A 19,720-nucleotide genomic window follows, 5' to 3' on the forward strand; every position below is an offset into this window, starting at 1 on the left:
ATGTATGGATTTAAAAAATGCAGAAGCGAGGATAGCAAAGTTAACAGTGGAAAAAAATCGAGCGATTCATGATTTAGAGAACTATAAGATAGCACAGAGTAAATTTTTTCAAGAGCAAGACAAACAAAGGGAAGTGGAAAAAAAATTAAGGGAATTTATTCATAAAAATATTCAGCTATTAGACAGAGTTGGAAAAGAACTTGCCATAAGTAATAACCAAAAAAAACAGATTATTGAAGAATTAGACACGAAAAGAAATGAGTTTAATCAATTGAAAATCGAGTTTGAAAAGTTGAAGGAAGAAAAGAAGTATTTCGAAAACGAGAATGTTAAGCTTAACAATACAAAAGTAATTAAGGCGACTAGAAAGTACTGGAAATTACTGAATAAGATATAGAAAGAGAGGATCTTAATAGTATGAATGATATTTTATCCGATATAAAAAAAATGCGAGAAGAGTTATTTCACTTGATTGATCCAGTCATTTTAAAAAATCAAGACATGTTGGCTTTTGATAGTTGGTTTTGCTCGCATCCAGCAATAAATATTCAAAAACAAGAAGATGAAATCATTTTTATTAATACCTCAGATCAGCCACACTATATTTCATTGATTGAAAAAAATACATATTTCAATAGTTTGCCTAAAACGGTTATTGAAGTGTTTCCCAATGAAACGATCGCTGGTGAGATGAATTTTGATATCATCGGTAAGGCTTCGGTTCATTTGGCAATTATTGAATACAGTCATCTAGAAAAAATAAAATCAACCATGTATTCATACAAAGAGCCATTCAAACATACGATTTCCCATCAAACCAATTCACTTCGAATTGCGATAAAAATAAGTGGAAAAGGAATTGTTACTTTAACAAGTGGTAAAATTGAACGTTTGCAAGAAGAAATTCTCGAAGAATATGTACCTTGTGGCGTAGAAGAGATGGCTGTAAAACGTACTAAGAAAAAAATAACTAAGTTAAATCAATTAAATGTTGCGGCTATATTAGATGAGTTTACTACAACTTGTTACCAAGAAGAAGTGAACTTGATTAAGTTTACACCGACTAATTTTGAGCAGGTTCTGACTGAAAATGAACCAGACTTTTTGTTTGTTGAAAGTGCTTGGAAAGGAAATAAAGGGGCATGGGAATTTAAAATTGGTAAATACGCGAACCAAGATAAATCTGAACTATTTAAACTGCTTGCCTGGTGTAAACAACGAGATATTCCAACGGTTTTCTGGAATAAAGAAGACCCAATTCATTTTGATAAGTTTATTGATGCGGCAGAAAGATTTGATTATATTTACACAACAGACGCTAATATGATCGAAAAGTATCAGAAGTGTTGTAAGCATACCAATGTATATTCTTTACCTTTTTCGGCGCAGCCTAAATTCCATAATCCTATCGAGTTGCCGATAGGAAGAAAAGCGAAAGTTTCATTTGCTGGCTCTTATTACGCCAATCGACATATAGAACGAAAAAATGATATGGATAGCGTTTTGGAAGTCGCAATGATAAAAGGATTAGATATTTATGACAGAAACTTCGAAAAGAATCAGCATGCAGTAACTGATTTTTCTTTCCCTGAAAGATTCCGTAGCAGTGTAAAAGGCAGCTTGCCATATAATAAAATTCCGCTTGCCTATAAAGGTTATGAGTACATGGTGAATGTGAATAGTATTAAATACTCGCCGACCATGTTTTCACGTAGAGTTTTTGAGGGGCTGGCTAGTGGTACCCCGATTATTAGTAGCTACTCGGAAGGAATCAAAAAGATTTTTGGTGATATTGTATTGATTGAAGACGCTGATGAGGGTTTAAAAGAGAAGTTTGAAAAAGTATTAAAAGATAAAATGCTATTCAAAAAGAAAAAAATGCAAGGAATTAGAGAGGTCTTTTTGAATCATACGTATGCGATTCGCCTTCAATTTATACTTAAAAATATGGGCTTTGAAATCAACTTGACAGAAGATGTGACAATCATTGCTGAAGCAGATACAGAGGAAGATTTAGAGACTGTTTTTTCAATGTTTAATCAGCAAGTCTATTCAGACAAACAACTGCTTATCGTATCAAATATCACCCCTAAAAATGTTGGATTTTTAGAGCTCAATAAGCAAGAAAATATTCAAGTTGTAATGAAGAATAATTTAAGAAAATACGATCATTTCCATGACTTGATTCCCACGAAATATTTTGCTTATATGGACACTAACCATTTTTACGGAAAATATTTTATCAAAGATTTAGTTGCAGGGGCGATTTATAGTCAAGCCGATGTAATTACTAAAAATGAGTATTATGAATACAAGAATCATAGGCTTTTGGAAATAGGAAAAGAAAAGGAATATAGATATGACAATCAAGGGCATCTTAATTTTTCCTTGGTTAGAACCAATTACGCAACTATGGACAGCTTTGATACTTTTTTTCATAAAATGAAGCAGGATAATCCATTAAAAGATGAATTTAGTAGCGGAAAAAAGATTTTTAGTATTGATAATTGTAATTTTATCAAGAATGGTGCGGATGCCTCCAAGAACCTGAAAGTTATGATAGAAATATAGAGGAGAAAAGTATATTGAGAAAGTTGAGAGTATTAGTATATGGTGATGTTGATCTGAATTTTATTGATGGCTCATCTGTTTGGTTAACTTCAATCGCAAAAATGTTATCGGAGGGAAGCAACATTGAAACCGATGTGTTGCTAAAAGCAAAAATCAAACACAACTTATTGATTAATGAGTTGTCGGATTTAATGAACACAAAGTTGATTGAAGCTGTTCGTTGCTTTACAAACTTTCCATTTGTTAATCGCAATAGAATGAATGCTCAAGAAGCTGTTCAAATAATTGAGCAGTTGGATCAAAAAAATTCGTATCATCTGATTATTGTAAGAGGTCTGGACTTGGTACATGAGTTGAAAAATAAAGCAAATTTAAGCAAAAAGACAATGCCTTATATTACCAATTTTGAACATGATAAAGAAAAAATTTCGGCAAAAGAAATAAGAATGCTGAGGGACATTTATAAAATATTTCCCAAATTTTTTATGCAAACACCAGAAATGAAAGAAGCTTTTGGGGCTATTATTGGAAAAAATAAAGTAAGCAAGGAAGAAAAAATTGAAATTCTGTATCCGATGCTACCTAATATTAGTGAGAAGCCAACCTTTAAAAATAATGGGAATCAAATTGTTTACACAGGGAAATTTGCAGAGGAATGGTGTATAGAAGAACTATTAACTATGTTTGAAACGCTAAATGCAAAAGACAGTAATTACCGATTGGCTATCGCAGGAGATAAATTTCAAGGAACGTTGACCAAACGTAAGGATTTAATTATAGAACGATTTAAAACAATACCGCAATTAAATTGGTATGGTGGGGTGTCAAGAAAGAAAAGCCATGAAATTATTAAGGCATCAGATGTTGGGTTTAGCTATCGAGCATTAAGTGTGGATAACAATGAGAGTGTAGAATTATCAACCAAATTGCTTGAATATGGTAGCATGGGAAAGCCAATTCTTTGTAGAGAAACGACCATGCATAAACAACTTTTAGGAGAAAATTATCCTTTATTTGTCAATAGCGAAAAAGAATGTATTGAAAAAATCAATCACTTGTTTACAAATGTTGAACTATACCAACAGGCTAGCAAGCAGTGCTTTGAAGCTGTTCAAATGTTTACATTTAATAATAGTTACAAAAGGATAAGACGATTACTGTGGTCTTTTTATAAAGAACCGATAAAAATGCTGGTGGCTGGACATGATTTAAAATTCTTGAATGATGCACTAAAGGATTGGAAACAAAACCCATCCTACGAAATCAAAGTAGATTTATGGCAAGGTCACAATAAACACAATGAAGCAGCTAGCCAAAAACTTTTGAATTGGGCGGATATTATTTTTTGTGAATGGGGTTTAGGGAATGCAGTCTGGTATTCAAGACAAAAAAAGGCCCATCAAAAATTAATTGTGCGCTTACATGCACAAGAGCTGAAAACAGTTTATCCAAGTCAATATCAATTAGCAGCAATTGATCAATTTATTGTTATTTCGCCCTTGATTTATGAAAAATTTTCTAATGAAGTTCAGATTCCTAAGGAGAAAATGACTGTTATTTATAATATGGTCAATACCCAAAAGTATGAATTGAAAAAAGATACGACTGCTGATTTTAATCTAGGTTTAGTGGGAATTCTACCGCAAATTAAGCGTTTGGATCGAGCGATTGATATCATCGAGAGATTAATAGAAGAGGATAGACGTTATAAACTATTTATTAAAGGGAAGTTACCACAGGATTTACCTTGGATGAAAAACCGGCCAGAAGAATTAGCCTACTATGAAGAACAGTTTAAACGGATAAAAATAAGTAAGTTAAAAGATCATGTTATTTTTGAAAAACATGGTTCAAATATGGCTCAATGGTTTCAAAAAATCGGCGTAATGCTTTCTACTAGCGAAAATGAAAGTTTTCACTTAGCACCGATGGAAGGAATGGCTTCGGGAGCGACGCCATGTATCATTCATTGGGATGGTGCGGAAACGATCTATCCTCAAAGGTTTATCAAAGAAAACACTGAAGAAATGGTAGAAATGATTTTAGACAAAGCTAATTCTTGGGAAAAGCATGTGCTGGCGGCATATCCAAAGGAATACTTTGATACGAGCATCATTATTGAACAAATAAATCAACTTATTTTTGAGATAAGTGCAACCTAGAAAGAAAAAGCAAAACCGAAATTATCTCATAAGAAAAGAAGGGATGAAATGAAAGAAGAATTAATTTGTGTTACACAACAATTCAAGAATGACAGCATCATTTGGTCCTTTGAATTGCAGAAGATGGATAGAGAACATAGCTATAATTATGCCTATTATATTTGGAAAGAACAAGGCATTATTCAACGTTTTCCATACCAGGAGCTTACAACAAGTAAATTTATAATTGATTACTCTATTGTTGAAAGTGGTGTGTATAAATGCCAGGTATTTATTAAAAAAAGGACTACTTTATTAATTAATAAAAATACCGAAATTTGTGCCGTAGATAAGAAAAATAAGGAACTGTTAGAAACCAGGTTTTATAATGAACATATTTATTTTAACGACTTACCGATTCGTTATGTTTTTCATGAAAGTCCAATTAAATCGGATATTTTAGTCGTATGTTTTTCCGGAATTTCATCAATGGAATTTCAAGGAGGCAAGCCAGTTTATAATTATATCAAAACCTTGGAAGGTTTGCCTGTACATCGTTTGTATATTTTAGATGAATTTCAAAATAAATTCTGTTATTACTTAGGAAAGCAAGGAAATAGGGAGTTTGAGCGATCTGTAAATGCCTTGATAACAACAAAGGCAAATGAGTTGGAAGTTCCTAGCCAAAATATTGTTTCTGTAGGGTCTAGTAAAGGCGGCACAGCAGCTTTGTATTATTCATTAACATATAATTATGGACATACGATTGTGGGAGCCCCACAGATTAGAATTAGTGATTTTCTAAAAGGTCTTTCAAAAAATGTTTATATGCAAGAAGTCTTTTACTTTTTACATGGTGAAAATGAAGCATTATTGGCAGACTATTATAACAATCTACTGTACACGAGAATGGTTGAAAATCGAAAAAAGCCAGAAATGTTTTTTCACATTGGAGATGAAGACTATCATTATCAAGAGCATCTAGTTCCTTTTTTAAACTACTGTGACTCTTTAAGGATACCTTACAACTTAGATATTCAAAGTTATTCAGATCATTCACAAACTGGGACTTTTTTCTCACCGTTTTTACGAAATACAATGGTTAAATTGATTAACAAAAAGAGGGCTAGCGATGAGATCAGCTATTAATGTTATCTATTTACAATTTGTTAACTGGAAGCTCATCTTAAGATTGTCTAAATTTGAACGAAAAGCAATTTTCGGCTCTTATAGATTGGGAAATTTATGGGTATTTTTGAATCCGTTGATTCAAATTGCTGTTTATTATTTGATTTTTGGTGTTGCGACAAGTAGAGGTGCTGTATCTGAAAATAATATTCCGTATATTTTGTGGCTTCTAGCAGGCATAATTCCATGGTTTTATATTAGTAGTAATATCATCCAAGGTGCGAATGCCATCTATAGCCAGTTATCGATTATTTCTAAAACCAATATGCCAGCAACAATATTACCAACGGTTGTTTTAGTCAATAATCTGAATAACTTTATTGTTATGGGAAGTATCTTATTCTTAGTAGCTTTCTTAACGAATCATTTGTTATATATGAATTTTTATCTGCTACTATATTACACGTTTTCCATGCTTATATTTATCTTTGCTTTAAATTTACTAACCTCAACGATTACGATTTTATTCAGAGATTTCCAATTGATTTTAAATTCATCCACGCGGTTATTGATTTTTGTTTCAGGTGTGATTGTACAATTTAACTTGAGTCCAGATAGATTGCTCTATAAGCTTTTGCAACTTAACCCAATTATGTATATAATACAAGGCTTTAGACAAGGTATGTTCGGCATTCAAAAAGCAGAAATTAATTGGGTAAATCATTTTTATTTCTGGAATTTTATTATAGTTTTGTACTCAATAGGAGCGTTTATTCATACAAAATATAGACGCAATTATAGTAATTATATTTAGTGGAGGAAACTTTTGAAAGCAATTGAATTTAGACAAGTAACGAAGCACTTTATAATAAAAAAAAAAAATAAACACCAATTATTTGGAAAAAAACAATTCAATATCCTAAAGGCAGTTGACCAAGCTTCTTTTTCTATTGCTCAAGGTGAAATTGTTGGAATAGTTGGATTGAACGGGTCTGGAAAATCCACATTGACAGATTTAATGGCAGAAGTGACCCGGCCGAGCTATGGTAGGATTACTAGAAAAGGGACTACTTCGTTATTGGCAATCAATGCGGGATTAAAACCTAATTTATCTGGCATTGATAATATTAAGCTCAAATGTTTGTATCATGGATTAGATATGAAAAATATTCAGAAAATACTTCCTAAAATCATACGTTTTTCAGAGTTGGATAATTTTATTAAACAACCCATTAAGACCTATTCTAGTGGAATGAAGGCAAAGCTAGGCTTTAGTATAGCAATCCATTTAAACGCTGATATTTTGATTGTTGATGAAGCACTATCTGTTGGGGATCAAACCTTTTACAAGAAGTGTTTATCTAAGATTTTAGAGAAGAATAGTGAAGGTGTGACAATTATATTTGTTAGCCATTCCTTATCCCAAGTTAGAGAATTATGTCATAAAGCTATCTGGATCAATCAAGGAAGAATTATGCGGGTGGGAAAAGCAAGGGAAGTTTGCGATGAATTTCAACATTTTATTTGTCAGATAAATCAGCTAAATGCCGTTGAGAAAGAAATGTTTAGAAAAAAATCTGAAAAGAATCGATTTACACGTAGCGATTTACTTCTAAAGAAAAAGGCAACCTTTAAATGGTATTCCCGTGCGTATATGTTCATAATTTTGCTACTGTTTATTACTAGTATATATCTGATGTTGAAATAGAAATAAAAAATTAAAAGTAAAAACCATTTTTGCTATACAATCAGATTTACTTTAGACATGAGAAAACCATTTTTAACAATGGAAGATGGAGTATTAAGCAACCACAACGTATGAAATAAAAGGGTTTATAGGTGAATGTGACTTAAATGAATTTTATTCTTCTTTTAATTACATGTTCCTTAAAATGATTTTCTGAAAACGTGGTATTTTATCTTTTAAATCGATTAGAGTTTGGATACAAAGTCTAAGTGTAAGAGACGTGTGAATTTTCCTTTCAGGGTAGTTTTAATCGACTTGATTCTGTCAGGACAATTCATATGTTTTTATTCTTTTATACAAAAATAGATGTGAATGAAGAAGTTCTTCATCCACACCAAAAATTAAATAATCCTTTTTTAATAAACTAGAGTTTCTTTTCAGATAATTCAGCAAAGCTTATTATTTTGAATCCGTCTCCCAAACAGGAATTGACGAACCTTTCGATGTTTCTTCAATCACTTTAATGGTCTCAGGTGATTGATACGCTTCGACAATTTTTTTGTACGTTTTATTGTCTTTATCTTTTGCATTAGCCACAATAATATTGATATAAGGCTTAGAAGTGCCATCAATCGGCTCTAAAAAGATAGCATCTTTATTTGGAATAAGACCCGCATCCACAGCCATACCGCTATTGATTAAGGAAATAGTAGTGTCAGCAAGAGCTCGTGCAGTTTGGGCTGCATCCAATTCTTTAATTTCTAACTTTAATTTGTTCTCTGTAATGTCTTTAACAGTGGGTGTTTGTTTAGCAGCAGGATCAACTTTAATTAAACCAGCTGTTTGTAAAAGCAAGAGTGCCCGACCACCATTAGTGACATCATTTGGAATTGCCACGATATCATTTTCTTTTAATTCTTTGACATCCTTAATTTTTTCAGAATAAATGCCTAGTGGCGCAATCACAGTCTCACCAATCGAAACCAAATCAGTCCCACTATCTTTATTGTAAGAATCTAAGAAAATTTGATGTTGGAAAGAATTTAAATCAAGCTCGCCTTCATTTAACGCTGAATTAGGTTGAGTATAATCAGTAAATTTCACAATTTGTAAATCAATATTGTCCTTTTTAAGACGATCTTTAACTGAATCCCAGACACGGGTATCATCTCCAACCACACCTAATTTAACAACTTCCACTTTTTTCTCATCAGATTTTGCTGCATTACCGCCACAAGCTGTCAGAATGAAAATACTTAGAACGAATAGAATACTAAAAATTACCTTTTTTGTTTTTTTCATTTTTATTGCTCCTTTTGTTTGTTAGTTTTTAATCAAATCATTTAGTAACTTTGGATAAATGTTAATGACTGGTTTTGCGAATTAAATAATTTCCAATAGCCTGTGTAATAAAAACAATTGCTAAGATAATCAATGTTGCCACAAAAGTGACATCATCATTAAAACGATTATATCCTCTAGAAATAGCTAAGTTACCTAATCCACCGCCACCAACAGCTCCTGCCATGGCAGTTAAACCAATTAAATTGATAATTGTTAAGGATGAGGCACGAATAATGCCGTTTAAGCCTTCTTTTAAATAAACGCGGAAAATGATGCCAAGTGGACTAGAACCCATTGATTGAGCCGCTTCAATAATCCCAGCGTCAACTTCAACTAAAGCATTTTGAATTTGTCTGGCAAAAAACGGTGTTGTTCCAACTACTAGTGGAACAATCGCTGCAGTTGTTCCGATTGAAGTATGGGCAATCCAGCGTGTAAAAGGCACAATCGCTGCTAACATAATAATAAAGGGAATAGAGCGGAAGATATTGATAATTTTATCAAGTACACTGTAGAGGTACTTGTTTTCTAAAATACCGCCTTGATCTGTGACAACTAAAATGACACCGAGGATAATTCCTAGAACACCTGCAATCAAAGCTGTAACACCAGCCATATATAAAGTTTGAAGAGTACTTTCAATAAATTCATCCCGCAAAGGTGGAACATTTTTAAAATAGGTTTCAATAAAATTTGACATAAAATCAATCCTTTCCGTTTAGCTAGCTAATTTGGCTTTCTTTTTTTTGGTAGGGAACCACATTTTGTTTGTGTTGAATCAAATCAACCTTAACATCTTTTGACGCCAAGTAAGCTAGGGCTTTCTCGCGCTTGGCAGGTTCACCAGATAAAACAACGATTAGATTACCAATCGGTACTTCTTGTAGAATTTCAACATTTCCGAAAAGTATATTCGTAGAAACACTAAATTGGCTGTATAAGTGAGCAATTAATGGTTCACTAGTTGTAGCGCCCACATACGAAATTTTTGCTAGGATATCATTCTTTTTCAAATCAAGAATCGTTGGGTGAGACAAAATAGTTTCTAAGCCTTGATCCACGTGAGTTGCAGTATTAATAAAATCTTTTGTTAATACTTTTTTAGGTTGAGTGAAAATAGAAACGATACTGCCAGCTTCAATGACTTTTCCATCTTCCATTACGGCAACCTTATTGCAAATTTCTTTAACGACTTGCATTTCATGAGTGATGATTACAATCGTCAAATCCAATTTTTTATTCAAGTCTTTAAGTAATTTCAAAATGGAAAGAGTTGTTTTGGGATCTAAGGCACTCGTAGCTTCATCACATAATAAAACTTCAGGGTCATTTGCCAATGAACGGGCAATTGCGACACGCTGTTTTTGCCCACCAGATAATTGGGAAGGATAAGCCTGATGTTTATCGGTTAAACCAACTAGTTCAAGCAATTGATTAACCTTATCTCGAATGGCTTTCTTAGATAACCCAGAATTTTTTAAAGGATAAGCTACATTTTCGGCAATTGTACGGGAAGCCATTAAGTTAAAATGTTGGAAAATCATCCCTATTTTTTTGCGGGCAGCTCTTAATTCTTTCGGTTTCAAGTTCAACAAATGTTGTCCCGCAACAGTGACAGAACCAGCAGTCGGACGTTGCAATAAGTTAATGGTTCGAACCAAAGTACTTTTCCCCGCTCCACTATAACCAACAATTCCAAAAACATCGCCTTTTTCAACTTGTAAATCAACTTGATCAACAGCAACGACTTTCTGGCCTTTATTTTCAAATGTAACCTCAATGTCTTTTAAAGTAATCATATTTTTCCTCCTATATAAAAAGTTTGTTTTTAGGTAACAAAAAAACGTCCGCCAACTAGTCTTTTGACTAGAAGGACGAACGTTTGAACGTACGTGTTACCACCTTTGTTTAGATTTCCCTTGCAAGAAATCCCTCATTAAGTACAAGAACCGCCAAGTTCTGATACCCTAGCACGTTAATGGGTGCACCCATGGTAGCCTAATGGAAAAATCCAATTCGGTACCCCGCTCAGAGGCCATTTTCTTGTTAGTAGTCGTAAACCTGTTTTCAGCAATCAGGCTCTCTGTTATTACGTTTACTAGCAATACTTTTCTCTTCATAGCGTTTCAGTCTTCATTTTATTTTCAATTGAGAGGGGATTTAAAGGTAAAATAAAAAGCCCTCCCACTATCAAATGCTTGATTTGATAAAAGGACGAGAGCTGTTAAATGCTTCGTGTTACCACCTTTTTTTATAGAATCATCACTAATTCTACCTTAAACAGTTCGTGGAAAATTGCTTCCATTAAACTGTGGCGCTGTATCGGGCGCAACCGTAATAATTTAAAAGCCGAAGCCGTTCGATTATTCCACTCCAAGACCATCTTCCGCTTTCATGTGACTACCCATTTCCACCAGACAGGGCTCTCTATAAGTTTTATAAAAACGTACTCTTCTCTTCAATGTGTTTTAATTGTATTCTCATGTGTTTCTAACTTATCACTAAATATACAGGGGTTTAGCTTGTTTGTCAACACAAAAAAAAATAAAAAAATCAGAAGAAAAAATGTAAGCAGTTTCTTCTTGTCTTGCAAACATAGTGCTAGTCAAAAGCAAATAAGATATGCTATAGTAGGCTTTAGGTCGTTAAGGCGATCTAAAAATAAACAGAGTAGGGAATAAAGCGTTAAGTGCTAGAAGGATGGGATGTTGCCTTTTGGACGAAAAGCTATCTTTGGATAGTTTGCGGTTTTATTCTTGCATTCGCTGCATAATATTATTTATGTTGGAAGCTCTTAAAGGGAGATTTTCAAAATGAACAAAACAAAGCTAGACGCACGTGCAATCACCATCATAGGGCTATTAATGGCACTAGAAATTATTTTAACGAGGGTCTTTTCATTTGAAGTCCCATTTTTTAGAATCGGAATAGGGTTCTTACCAGGTGTAATGATTGCAATGATGTACGGTCCGTGGATTGCTGGAGTCACAGCTGTTTCAACAGACATTATTGGCATGGTTTTATTACCTAAAGCGATGTTTTTCCCAGGCTTTACTTTATCAACTTTTTTAACAGCTTTAATTTACGGTTTTGTACTTTATAAAAAACCAAAAACATTGACGCGCATTATTGTAGCTGTGTTACTGGTTTCAATTATTGTCAATTTAGGTTTAAATAGCCTCTGGTTATCAATGATGTACGATAAAGCCTTTATTGCTATTTTCCCTGGGCGAGTAATTTCCAACATTATCGGAGTTCCATTACGTGTTGCTTTAATTTATCTAGTTGTAAAAAGTCGTGTATTAGAGCGTTTCTTACAACCTGTACTTTAATATAAAAGAAAAATCAAACTAAAATAAACATCCAAAATAAAGCTAAAATGAGTTGATTTCGAACTTGTTTTAGCTTTTTTTAATAAATTAACTTTATCTTCATTCACTCAAAACCATGACTTTTAGAGCTTAATTTGATATAATCATCCAAGACGTTAGCTAGTAGAAAGAAGTCTAGATAGGTTTTTGGAAGGAGCTTTGATTTTGCAAATAGATAAAATAGAGGCTAAAATGATTGATGAATTTTTTGATGGGATCTTAGCATTGGAATCAAAGGAAGAATGTTTTGCTTTTTTTGATGATTTACTCACCTTAAATGAAAATAAGACCATCATCCAACGTTACCAAGTCGCCAAAATGCTTTATGAAAAGAAAACATATCAAACAATCGAAAAGGAAACTCATGCTAGCACTGCTACGATTGCTCGTGTAAAGCGCTCCTTATTTGATGGAAATAATTCTTATGATATGTTGTTTAAACGAATTGAACAAGCTAATAAATTGACAGAAAATGAAGAAGAATAAATAGTAAGCTGTAACTGGTGAGTAAGCTAGTTACAGCTTTTTGTTATTTTATTTAACAATGAAGCGTGTTTTTTAATTAAAAAGAATAAAAAAATGATGAGATTTCAGATGAGAAAATAGACGTGAATTCTCATTTTTATTAGTCTAAAAACTCATTAAAAAAAAGATTAAAGAAGACTACTCTTTTTTTTTACATAATCTTTATCAATACTAACAAGAACAAAAATGTATAAAAATTGTTAGTCAGGCAATTCTTATAGTGATATAGGAACTAGTAGAGTAGCTACCAAGCTTCATTAAAGACTTAACAAGTCTTTAATGAAGCTTTTTTATTGTGAATTAGGTAACTATTATAGAGAGTGATGATGGATAATATACGAAAATATAATGTATAAAAATTCGGAAAATACAAAAAAATAAGTTGAATATTTTTGTTTTACGCGTCTACGCTTTCTCGCGTTAACGAGTTAAAGCTTTAACGGAACTCCTTGATAAAGAAAGCTGTAAAAACTAATTTAGTTCTAATTTAAAGGCTTTTAACGCTGTTGACAATTTTTGGTTAGAGGACTAAACTAACGCATGTATTCACGATTCAAGTTTTTAAAAGCCATTTTATTCATGAATTTAAATAGCTGTAATTTTGCATAAAAAACCTATTTAAATATATATAAATAAGTAGTTTTCATTATTTTTTATTTGTGAATAAAAAAGAAAAGTTTTCTATAGAAGTTCTTTGAATTAAGAGATTAATTGAATTTTCATTAGCGCTATCGATTAGTCCATTACCTCAGAAAACTCCTAACAATAAAAAGGAGTGAGAAAAATAGTATGAAACAATCTAAAAAATTATCATTATTTGGTTTAATTGGAATTACGATGGCTTTCTTTGGAACCGTTCGTAGTGTTCCAACATTAGCCTCAACCGGATGGGCACAAATCTTCTATATGGTACTAGCAGCGTGTGTCTTTGCTTTACCAATTGCTTTAATGTCAGCTGAGTTATCTACAGGTTGGCCTGAAGAAGGTGGCCCACAAGTTTGGGTTCGCAATGCACTTGGTGAAAAATGGGGATTTGTTACTTCATGGTTACTTTGGGTGCAAATGTTCTTTGGAATGGTTATGGTCGCTTCAACAGTCGGTGTCTTAATTGGGTATGTGATCAATAAACCGGAACTTGGCACAAATAATATCTTTATCTTTGCGATGATTTTAATTTCTTATTGGGGAATTACATTCTTAAATTTGAAATTTGATATGGTTAAAATCGCAGGTGATTGGGGCGCAATTATCGGAGTTTATATTCCATTCTTAGCCTTGGTTATTTTAGGTGTTCTTTATATGGCCAAACATGGTATTAATGCAGATAGTTATTTAGGTCATTTTGAAGCAAGTAAGTTATTACCTGATTTAAGCGATTTAGGTAGCTTGCCAACTTTAACCGGAATTATTTTCATCTTTGCAGGTGTTGAAATATCTTCTGTTCACGCAAATAATATTGATAATCCAAAACGGAACTATCCAATCGCAGTGATTGCCTCTGTCCTTTTATTGGTTGTCTTTAATTTAGTCGCAGGTTTAAGTGTAGCAGATAGTGTCCCAGCAGGAAAAATGGAATTAGCAAACATTACGCAACCTTTTGTGATTATGACGCAAGATTTAGGGATTCCAGCAATATTCAATAACATTATTTCATTAATGATATTGATTGGAGTTTTGGTTCAATTAAGTGCTTGGGTTTTAGGACCAAGTAAATCAATGATTAAAGTGGCAGATGAAGGCAATTTACCTCCATTTTTCCAAAAACGTACTGCAAAAGGGATTCCAATTAGCTTCGTGATTATCCAAGCAGTAGTTATCTCACTTGTTTCATTTCTCTATGTAGTTATTCCCGATATCAGTGCAGCTTTCTTAATCATTACCATTACAACAACAATTCTTTATTGTGTTGTGTATCTATTAATTGCAATTTCAGCAATTAAATTGCGTTATAAAATGCCTGAAGTAGAACGTCCATTTAGATTAGGCAGTAAAGGCAATGGTTTGATGTGGTTTATTTCCGGTCTATCTATTTTAAGTGTAATTGTGACTATCTTAGTTAGTTTGATTCCGCCATCTTCAATTTCTCAAAGCGGTCATGTCGGATACATTATTTATCAAGTTGGAGCAACAGTTATTATGATTGGGATTGCACTCTTGATTTTCAAATTTAAAAAACCAGAATGGAAAAAACAAGATACATTAGACGATTAGTTATAAAAATAAGTAGCAAATTAAACTAGTTTTATCAAAGCCAGTTTTTATATAGGAGGAACATATGATGAAAAATACATTCAATACAGACGATACAAATTTAAAAGCTTTATTTCTTGGTGATAAAGGTGAAAATGTTGATTTATTCAAAGAAATCTTAAATAAAATGGTGGATGAACATGTTGGTTGGAGACAAAACTATATGCCGCAAGATTTACCAGTAATTACTCCGCAAGATCGCAGTTCAAAAGAATTTCAAGCAACAGCAGATAATATGAGAAGTGTTTTTAACGTTTTATCATCACGCTTACGGACAGAATCATTGCCATGGCACTCTGCAGGACGTTTCTGGGGCCACATGAATTCTGAAACATTAATGCCTGCCATTATTGCATATTCAACTGCTATGCTTTGGAATGGGAATAACGTAGCATACGAATCTTCGCCAGCCACTTCACAAATGGAAGAAGAAGTAGGAATGGAATTTGCAACATTAATGAGTTATAAAAACGGATGGGGACATATTGCGGCAGATGGATCAATTGCCAATTTAGAAGGCCTTTGGTATGCCCGTAATATGAAATCATTGCCATTCGCTATCCAAGAAGTAGCACCAGAAATGGTTGCTGGTAAATCTGATTGGGAACTATTAAATATGTCTACCGAAGAAGTTTTAAACATTTTAGATCAACTTCAAGATCAATTTGATGAAATAAAAGCTCGCTCAGCTCGCAGTGGGAAAAACTTAGAAAAATTAGGAAAATGGATTGTACCGCAAACCAAACATTACTCATGGTTAAAAGCGGCTGATATTATTGGGATTGGCTTGGATCAAGTCATTGCTGGTGAAGTAAACAGTGAATATCGAATGGATATTGATAAACTAGAAGCACAAATTCGTGATTTAGCAGCACAAGAAATTCCTATTTTAGGTGTTGTAGGTGTTGTTGGTTCAACAGAAGAAGGACAAATAGATCGTATTGATCAAATGATTGCCTTGCGTGAAAAATTAGCTAAAGAAGGTATTTACTTCTATGTTCACGTTGATGCTGCCTATGGAGGATACGGACGTTCAATTTTCTTGGACGAAAATAATGAATTTATTGAATGGGATCAAATTGAAGCTGTCTATGCTAAAAATAATATCTTTATGGAAAAAAATGATTGGTTAACACGAGAAGTATACGAATCTTTCAAAGCCATTAGTTTTGCTGAATCTGTTACAATTGACCCACATAAAATGGGCTATATCCCTTATTCAGCAGGTGGAGTTGTGATTAAAGATATTCGCATGCGTGATGTTATCTCTTATTTTGCAACCTATGTATTTGAAAAAGGTGCGGATATCCCAGCATTATTAGGTGCTTATATCCTAGAAGGCTCTAAAGCGGGTGCAACAGCGGCTGCTGTCTGGACTGCTCATAAAGTCTTACCATTAAATGTGACTGGCTACGGAAAATTAATGGGAGCAAGTATTGAAGGAGCGTACCATTTCTATCACTTTATTGATGGAAAAGAATTTAAAGTAGGCGACAAAACGATTGAAATACATGCATTAACAAAACCTGATTTCAATATGGTTGATTATGTATTTAATGAAAAAGGCAATACTGATTTAGTGAAAATGAATAAACTAAATCATGACTTTTATGATTATGCTTCTTACGCAAAAGGTGGTCTATACAACAATGAATTTATCACTTCACATACTGATTTTGCCATTGAAGAATATGGCCATAGCCCATTTGAATTTGTAAATAATTTAGGTTTCTCAAAATCTGAATGGGATCGTGCGACTAAAGTGACTATTTTACGTGCATCAGGCATGTCACCATATATGAATGATAAAGAAGTTTTTGATGACTATGCAGTTAAAATTGAATCAGCTATTCAAAAAAAATTAGAAGCAATTTATGCTGAGTAATAAAAGTTAATTGAATTGAAGAATAACTATTGCTGGCTAAATTTTTAACTAAAATTTAGCCAGTTTCTGGTTTTTAAGAGTTAAAAAATGCTAAAACGAGAAGTGCAGAAAGGGCGCGCAAAAATGAAGAAAGATGTAACGATAAAAGAGGCTTTATTTCTTTTAGTTGTATTATTAGCTATGATTGGGACTTTGATTATTGGATTCAAATTACCAGCCCATGTAGCATTGTTATTTGCCTTAGCTGTTGTATTTTTATTTGCTGGCTATAAAAAAGTTTCTTGGAAAACGATTCAAGAAGGTATCCAGGAAGGAATCACACCAGGTTTAGTGCCAATTATTATTTTCATTTTAATTGGTGCTTTGATTAGTGTGTGGATTGCTGCCGGAACGATCCCAACCATTATGGTTTATGGATTCAGTGTGCTATCAGTCCAGTTTTTTTTGCCTACAGTATTTTTAATTTGTGGAATCGTTGGAGCAACAGTTGGTAGTTCCTTTACAACCATCTCTACTGTTGGAATTGCTTTTTTGGGAATGGGGCAAATCATGGGCCTCAATCCAGCCATTACAACAGGTGCGATTGTATCAGGAGCATTTTTAGGAAATAGTATTTCACCACTTTCTGATACGGCCAATCTTTCAGCCGCAATTGCCGAAGTTGATTTATTTCAGCACATTAAACATGAATTTTGGACAGTCATACCAGCGGCATTTCTTTCCTTGCTGGGCTATACATTTCTGAGTTTTCGCGCCACACAAACTGTAGCGGGGGATGGCATAGAAACAATCAGCCAAACACTTCATGAATTTTATACGATTTCACCTGTGACACTATTACCGGTAGTCGTATTATTTTTTGCTGCCTGGCGCAAAATCCCAGCTATACCTACACTTTTGACGAGTATTGTACTTTCAATTCTAGTTCGTTATCTTTACCATCCAACGACATCTTTAGCATCTATTGGAAGTTGGATTCAAGATGGGTATATTTCTAAAACAGGTGTTGCTAACGTTGATTTATTATTGACTCGTGGTGGCATGCAAAGCATGATGTGGTCCGTTTCTTTAATTCTATTAGCCTTATCTCTAGGTGGTTTATTAGTGAAACTAAACATTATTGAAACTATTTTAGCCCAAGTTGAAGAGCTAATGAAGACTAAAAGTCGTTTGATTTTAATGACAGCCTTAAGTTCTATTGGAATAAATTTATTGATTGGAGAGCAGTATCTCTCAATTATATTACCTGGTAAAGCCTACAAAGAAAACTATCGTAAAATTTCTTTACCTGATAAATATTTATCTAGAACATTATCAGATGCAGGTGCAACATTTAACCCCTTAATACCTTGGGGTGTTAGTGGTGTCTTTATTGCTGGAACATTGGGTATATCAACACTCAGTTATTTGCCATTTGCCTTCTTTTGTTATTTAGTTCCGTTGATTACGATTGGTGCAGGATTTATGAAAACGAAAGAGCATTAATAATGTTTATATGCTTGTCTGTAGCTACTAGTTTCAAAAAGTAGCTACAGACAAGCTTTTTTTAGTTAATAATTAGTTGGGGAAGTTTGGATAGAATTCAAAAATTCTTAATTAAAATTATTTTTTTACTTATTTTTTTGAATTTTAAAAAATCAAATTTTAGTTTTTTAATATATAACAAGTTATAAAACGCTTGATATGATAACTGTCGTATGCTAAAGTAATTATGTAAGCAATTTAATAAATAATTTTTAGGAGATGTCAAATGAAAAAAAATGTGTTATTAGTTTTGGTAGCGTTGTTAGCAATCGTTGTTGCTGGATGCGGTGGAGATACATCTAGTAATAAAGAGAAAAAAGCAGAAGTTTCTAAAAGTAAAATTGCAGAAATGAGTATTGAAAATGGAGAATATGTTATCCCTTTTTCTGAAGATGGGGAAGGTGGATCAGATACTTATATTGCGTTTGATGTAAAAGTTAAAAATACCGGAAAAGAGCAAATGTATGTAACACCTGATAGTTTTTCATTATTTGAAAAAGGTGAAGATGGAAAAATATCTCCTGATACAAGTTATCGAACAGGGATCGAAGATTTTGAAGGTGGAAAACTTTCTTCCGGAAAAAGTTTAACTGGAACAGTTTTATTTAATATTGACTCAGACAAAGAATATACGTTAAGCTATGCACCGTCTTCAATTTCTGAAGATAGTAAAAACGATGTTGAAGTAGCAGTTGATTTAAGTAAATATGAAAAAACAAAGAAAAATCTTGATGAACCAAAGAAAGCATTAGACGCTTATATTGATGTTGTTTTGTTGAGTAAAGAAAATCCTGATTATGATAAGTATATTTCTACAGATAGTGAAGTAGCTAAAGAAGCTGTGAAAAAAGCTTTTACGAAAAACTTTAAAGACTACCTTGTCTATAATTACAAACCAACTGATGAAGAATTAACAACTTTCTTTAAAAATTTCCAAGAAATAGAAGCAAAAAGAGCAACCTATGAAACGAAAGTTATCGGAAATGTTGGTAAGAAAGCAATGGTAGAAGTAACAATGAAAGGTTTATCTAATGAAGAAATTAGCGACATTTTCAGTGAGTATAAAGAAGAATACCTTGATCAATCAGATGAGTATGATTCTGAAAAAGCAGAACAATATGCTTTGACAAAATACACTGAAGTTCTTGAAAAGGCAGATCTTGGCGAGCCAAGAAATGAGTTGAAAGTCGTTTTAACTAAAAAAGATGACAAGTGGGACGTGAATTTGAAATCCAATATGGATGGATCAAACGAATACCTGTTAAGAGCCTTCATTGGGGGAGTAGAATAGAAA

At 33.1% G+C, this 19,720-nt stretch carries 15 protein-coding genes, 1 riboswitch and 2 other annotated features; of the genes, 12 read left to right on the forward strand and 3 right to left on the reverse strand.

Translation table 11 applies throughout. The annotated features are described in order from the left end of the window. Positions 1 to 4: 4 nt before the first annotated feature. Genes MHI00_RS03465 through MHI00_RS03490 form a run of 6 tightly spaced genes read left to right on the forward strand, consistent with a single transcriptional unit; the run spans position 5 to position 7,548 of the window. Positions 5 to 397 (forward strand): hypothetical protein, encoded by a 393-nt coding sequence (locus MHI00_RS03465; RefSeq protein WP_341111117.1) that lies wholly within the window; start codon positions 5 to 7, stop codon positions 395 to 397. A 20-nt stretch (positions 398 to 417) separates the two neighbouring features. After that, a complete protein-coding gene (locus tag MHI00_RS03470; RefSeq protein WP_341111119.1) occupies positions 418 to 2,571 on the forward strand; it encodes a CgeB family protein in 2,154 nt (717 codons plus the stop codon). Between the two features lie 14 nt (positions 2,572 to 2,585). Beyond that, positions 2,586 to 4,733 carry a glycosyltransferase gene (locus MHI00_RS03475; protein ID WP_341111122.1) on the forward strand — a complete coding sequence of 716 codons (2,148 nt, stop codon included), beginning with the start codon at positions 2,586 to 2,588 and terminating at the stop codon, positions 4,731 to 4,733. Positions 4,734 to 4,781: 48 nt separating this feature from the next. Continuing rightward, positions 4,782 to 5,861 carry a hypothetical protein gene (locus MHI00_RS03480; protein WP_341111124.1) on the forward strand — a complete coding sequence of 360 codons (1,080 nt, stop codon included), beginning with the start codon at positions 4,782 to 4,784 and terminating at the stop codon, positions 5,859 to 5,861. Next, positions 5,845 to 6,654 carry an ABC transporter permease gene (locus MHI00_RS03485; RefSeq protein ID WP_341111125.1) on the forward strand — a complete coding sequence of 270 codons (810 nt, stop codon included), beginning with the start codon at positions 5,845 to 5,847 and terminating at the stop codon, positions 6,652 to 6,654. The genes MHI00_RS03480 and MHI00_RS03485 overlap by 17 nt, the downstream gene beginning before the upstream one ends. 12 nt (positions 6,655 to 6,666) lie before the next feature. After that, positions 6,667 to 7,548: an ABC transporter ATP-binding protein gene (locus MHI00_RS03490; RefSeq protein WP_341111126.1), complete on the forward strand. Its 882-nt coding sequence runs from the start codon at positions 6,667 to 6,669 to the stop codon at positions 7,546 to 7,548. 438 nt (positions 7,549 to 7,986) lie between these two features. Here the strand turns inward: MHI00_RS03490 and MHI00_RS03495 are convergent, their stop codons facing one another. From MHI00_RS03495 to MHI00_RS03505, 3 genes are all read right to left on the reverse strand, one after another. Then, complete coding sequence (locus MHI00_RS03495) at positions 7,987 to 8,829, reverse strand: MetQ/NlpA family ABC transporter substrate-binding protein (RefSeq protein ID WP_187958511.1); 843 nt, start codon at positions 8,827 to 8,829, stop codon at positions 7,987 to 7,989. A gap of 61 nt (positions 8,830 to 8,890) precedes the next feature. Next, positions 8,891 to 9,571: a methionine ABC transporter permease gene (locus MHI00_RS03500; protein WP_010051351.1), complete on the reverse strand. Its 681-nt coding sequence runs from the start codon at positions 9,569 to 9,571 to the stop codon at positions 8,891 to 8,893. A gap of 22 nt (positions 9,572 to 9,593) precedes the next feature. Then, a complete protein-coding gene (locus MHI00_RS03505; protein ID WP_010051353.1) occupies positions 9,594 to 10,670 on the reverse strand; it encodes a methionine ABC transporter ATP-binding protein in 1,077 nt (358 codons plus the stop codon). 68 nt (positions 10,671 to 10,738) lie between these two features. After that, positions 10,739 to 11,000: a binding site (T-box leader), on the reverse strand. A 78-nt stretch (positions 11,001 to 11,078) separates the two neighbouring features. Then, positions 11,079 to 11,342 (reverse strand) — a binding site (T-box leader). 193 nt (positions 11,343 to 11,535) lie between these two features. Then, positions 11,536 to 11,641: riboswitch (THF riboswitch) on the forward strand. 43 nt (positions 11,642 to 11,684) lie between these two features. Between MHI00_RS03505 and MHI00_RS03510 the strand changes: the two genes are divergently transcribed. The 6 genes from MHI00_RS03510 to MHI00_RS03535 all read left to right on the forward strand — a co-directional run bounded on the left by MHI00_RS03510 (position 11,685) and on the right by MHI00_RS03535 (position 19,717). Next, on the forward strand, positions 11,685 to 12,203 hold the full coding sequence (locus MHI00_RS03510; RefSeq protein WP_010051355.1) for a folate family ECF transporter S component: 519 nt from the start codon (positions 11,685 to 11,687) through the stop codon (positions 12,201 to 12,203). 204 nt (positions 12,204 to 12,407) lie between these two features. Further along, positions 12,408 to 12,728 carry a YerC/YecD family TrpR-related protein gene (locus tag MHI00_RS03515; protein ID WP_010051357.1) on the forward strand — a complete coding sequence of 107 codons (321 nt, stop codon included), beginning with the start codon at positions 12,408 to 12,410 and terminating at the stop codon, positions 12,726 to 12,728. Between the two features lie 828 nt (positions 12,729 to 13,556). Beyond that, positions 13,557 to 14,978, forward strand: coding sequence for a tyrosine-tyramine antiporter (tyrP, locus tag MHI00_RS03520; RefSeq protein ID WP_015077320.1), 1,422 nt, complete (start codon positions 13,557 to 13,559; stop codon positions 14,976 to 14,978). Between the two features lie 67 nt (positions 14,979 to 15,045). Then, positions 15,046 to 16,902: a tyrosine decarboxylase gene (tdc, locus tag MHI00_RS03525; RefSeq protein ID WP_057001283.1), complete on the forward strand. Its 1,857-nt coding sequence runs from the start codon at positions 15,046 to 15,048 to the stop codon at positions 16,900 to 16,902. Between the two features lie 87 nt (positions 16,903 to 16,989). Continuing rightward, entirely contained in the window at positions 16,990 to 18,387 is a 1,398-nt protein-coding gene (nhaC, locus tag MHI00_RS03530) for a Na+/H+ antiporter NhaC (RefSeq protein ID WP_341111137.1), read from the forward strand. Between the two features lie 265 nt (positions 18,388 to 18,652). Beyond that, the gene (locus MHI00_RS03535; protein WP_010051363.1) at positions 18,653 to 19,717 is read left to right on the forward strand and encodes a DUF5105 domain-containing protein; all 1,065 of its coding nucleotides are present in this window, start codon (positions 18,653 to 18,655) and stop codon (positions 19,715 to 19,717) included. Positions 19,718 to 19,720 lie beyond the last annotated feature (3 nt).

It is taken from the genome of Carnobacterium sp. FSL E2-0243, assembly GCF_038003605.1.
GTDB lineage: Bacteria > Bacillota > Bacilli > Lactobacillales > Carnobacteriaceae > Carnobacterium > Carnobacterium maltaromaticum.

Bases quoted from the DNA above. Each gene is read 5' to 3' on its own strand.
- MHI00_RS03465 (WP_341111117.1), top strand. From the start codon at position 5: ATGGATTTAAAAAATGCAGAAGCGAGGATAGCAAAGTTAACAGTGGAA.
- MHI00_RS03470 (WP_341111119.1), top strand. From the start codon at position 418: ATGAATGATATTTTATCCGATATAAAAAAAATGCGAGAAGAGTTATTT.
- MHI00_RS03480 (WP_341111124.1), top strand. From the start codon at position 4,782: ATGAAAGAAGAATTAATTTGTGTTACACAACAATTCAAGAATGACAGC.
- MHI00_RS03485 (WP_341111125.1), top strand. From the start codon at position 5,845: ATGAGATCAGCTATTAATGTTATCTATTTACAATTTGTTAACTGGAAG.
- MHI00_RS03495 (WP_187958511.1), bottom strand. From the start codon at position 8,829: ATGAAAAAAACAAAAAAGGTAATTTTTAGTATTCTATTCGTTCTAAGT.
- MHI00_RS03500 (WP_010051351.1), bottom strand. From the start codon at position 9,571: ATGTCAAATTTTATTGAAACCTATTTTAAAAATGTTCCACCTTTGCGG.
- MHI00_RS03505 (WP_010051353.1), bottom strand. From the start codon at position 10,670: ATGATTACTTTAAAAGACATTGAGGTTACATTTGAAAATAAAGGCCAG.
- MHI00_RS03510 (WP_010051355.1), top strand. From the start codon at position 11,685: ATGAACAAAACAAAGCTAGACGCACGTGCAATCACCATCATAGGGCTA.
- tyrP (WP_015077320.1), top strand. From the start codon at position 13,557: ATGAAACAATCTAAAAAATTATCATTATTTGGTTTAATTGGAATTACG.
- tdc (WP_057001283.1), top strand. From the start codon at position 15,046: ATGAAAAATACATTCAATACAGACGATACAAATTTAAAAGCTTTATTT.
- nhaC (WP_341111137.1), top strand. From the start codon at position 16,990: ATGCTAAAACGAGAAGTGCAGAAAGGGCGCGCAAAAATGAAGAAAGAT.
- MHI00_RS03535 (WP_010051363.1), top strand. From the start codon at position 18,653: ATGAAAAAAAATGTGTTATTAGTTTTGGTAGCGTTGTTAGCAATCGTT.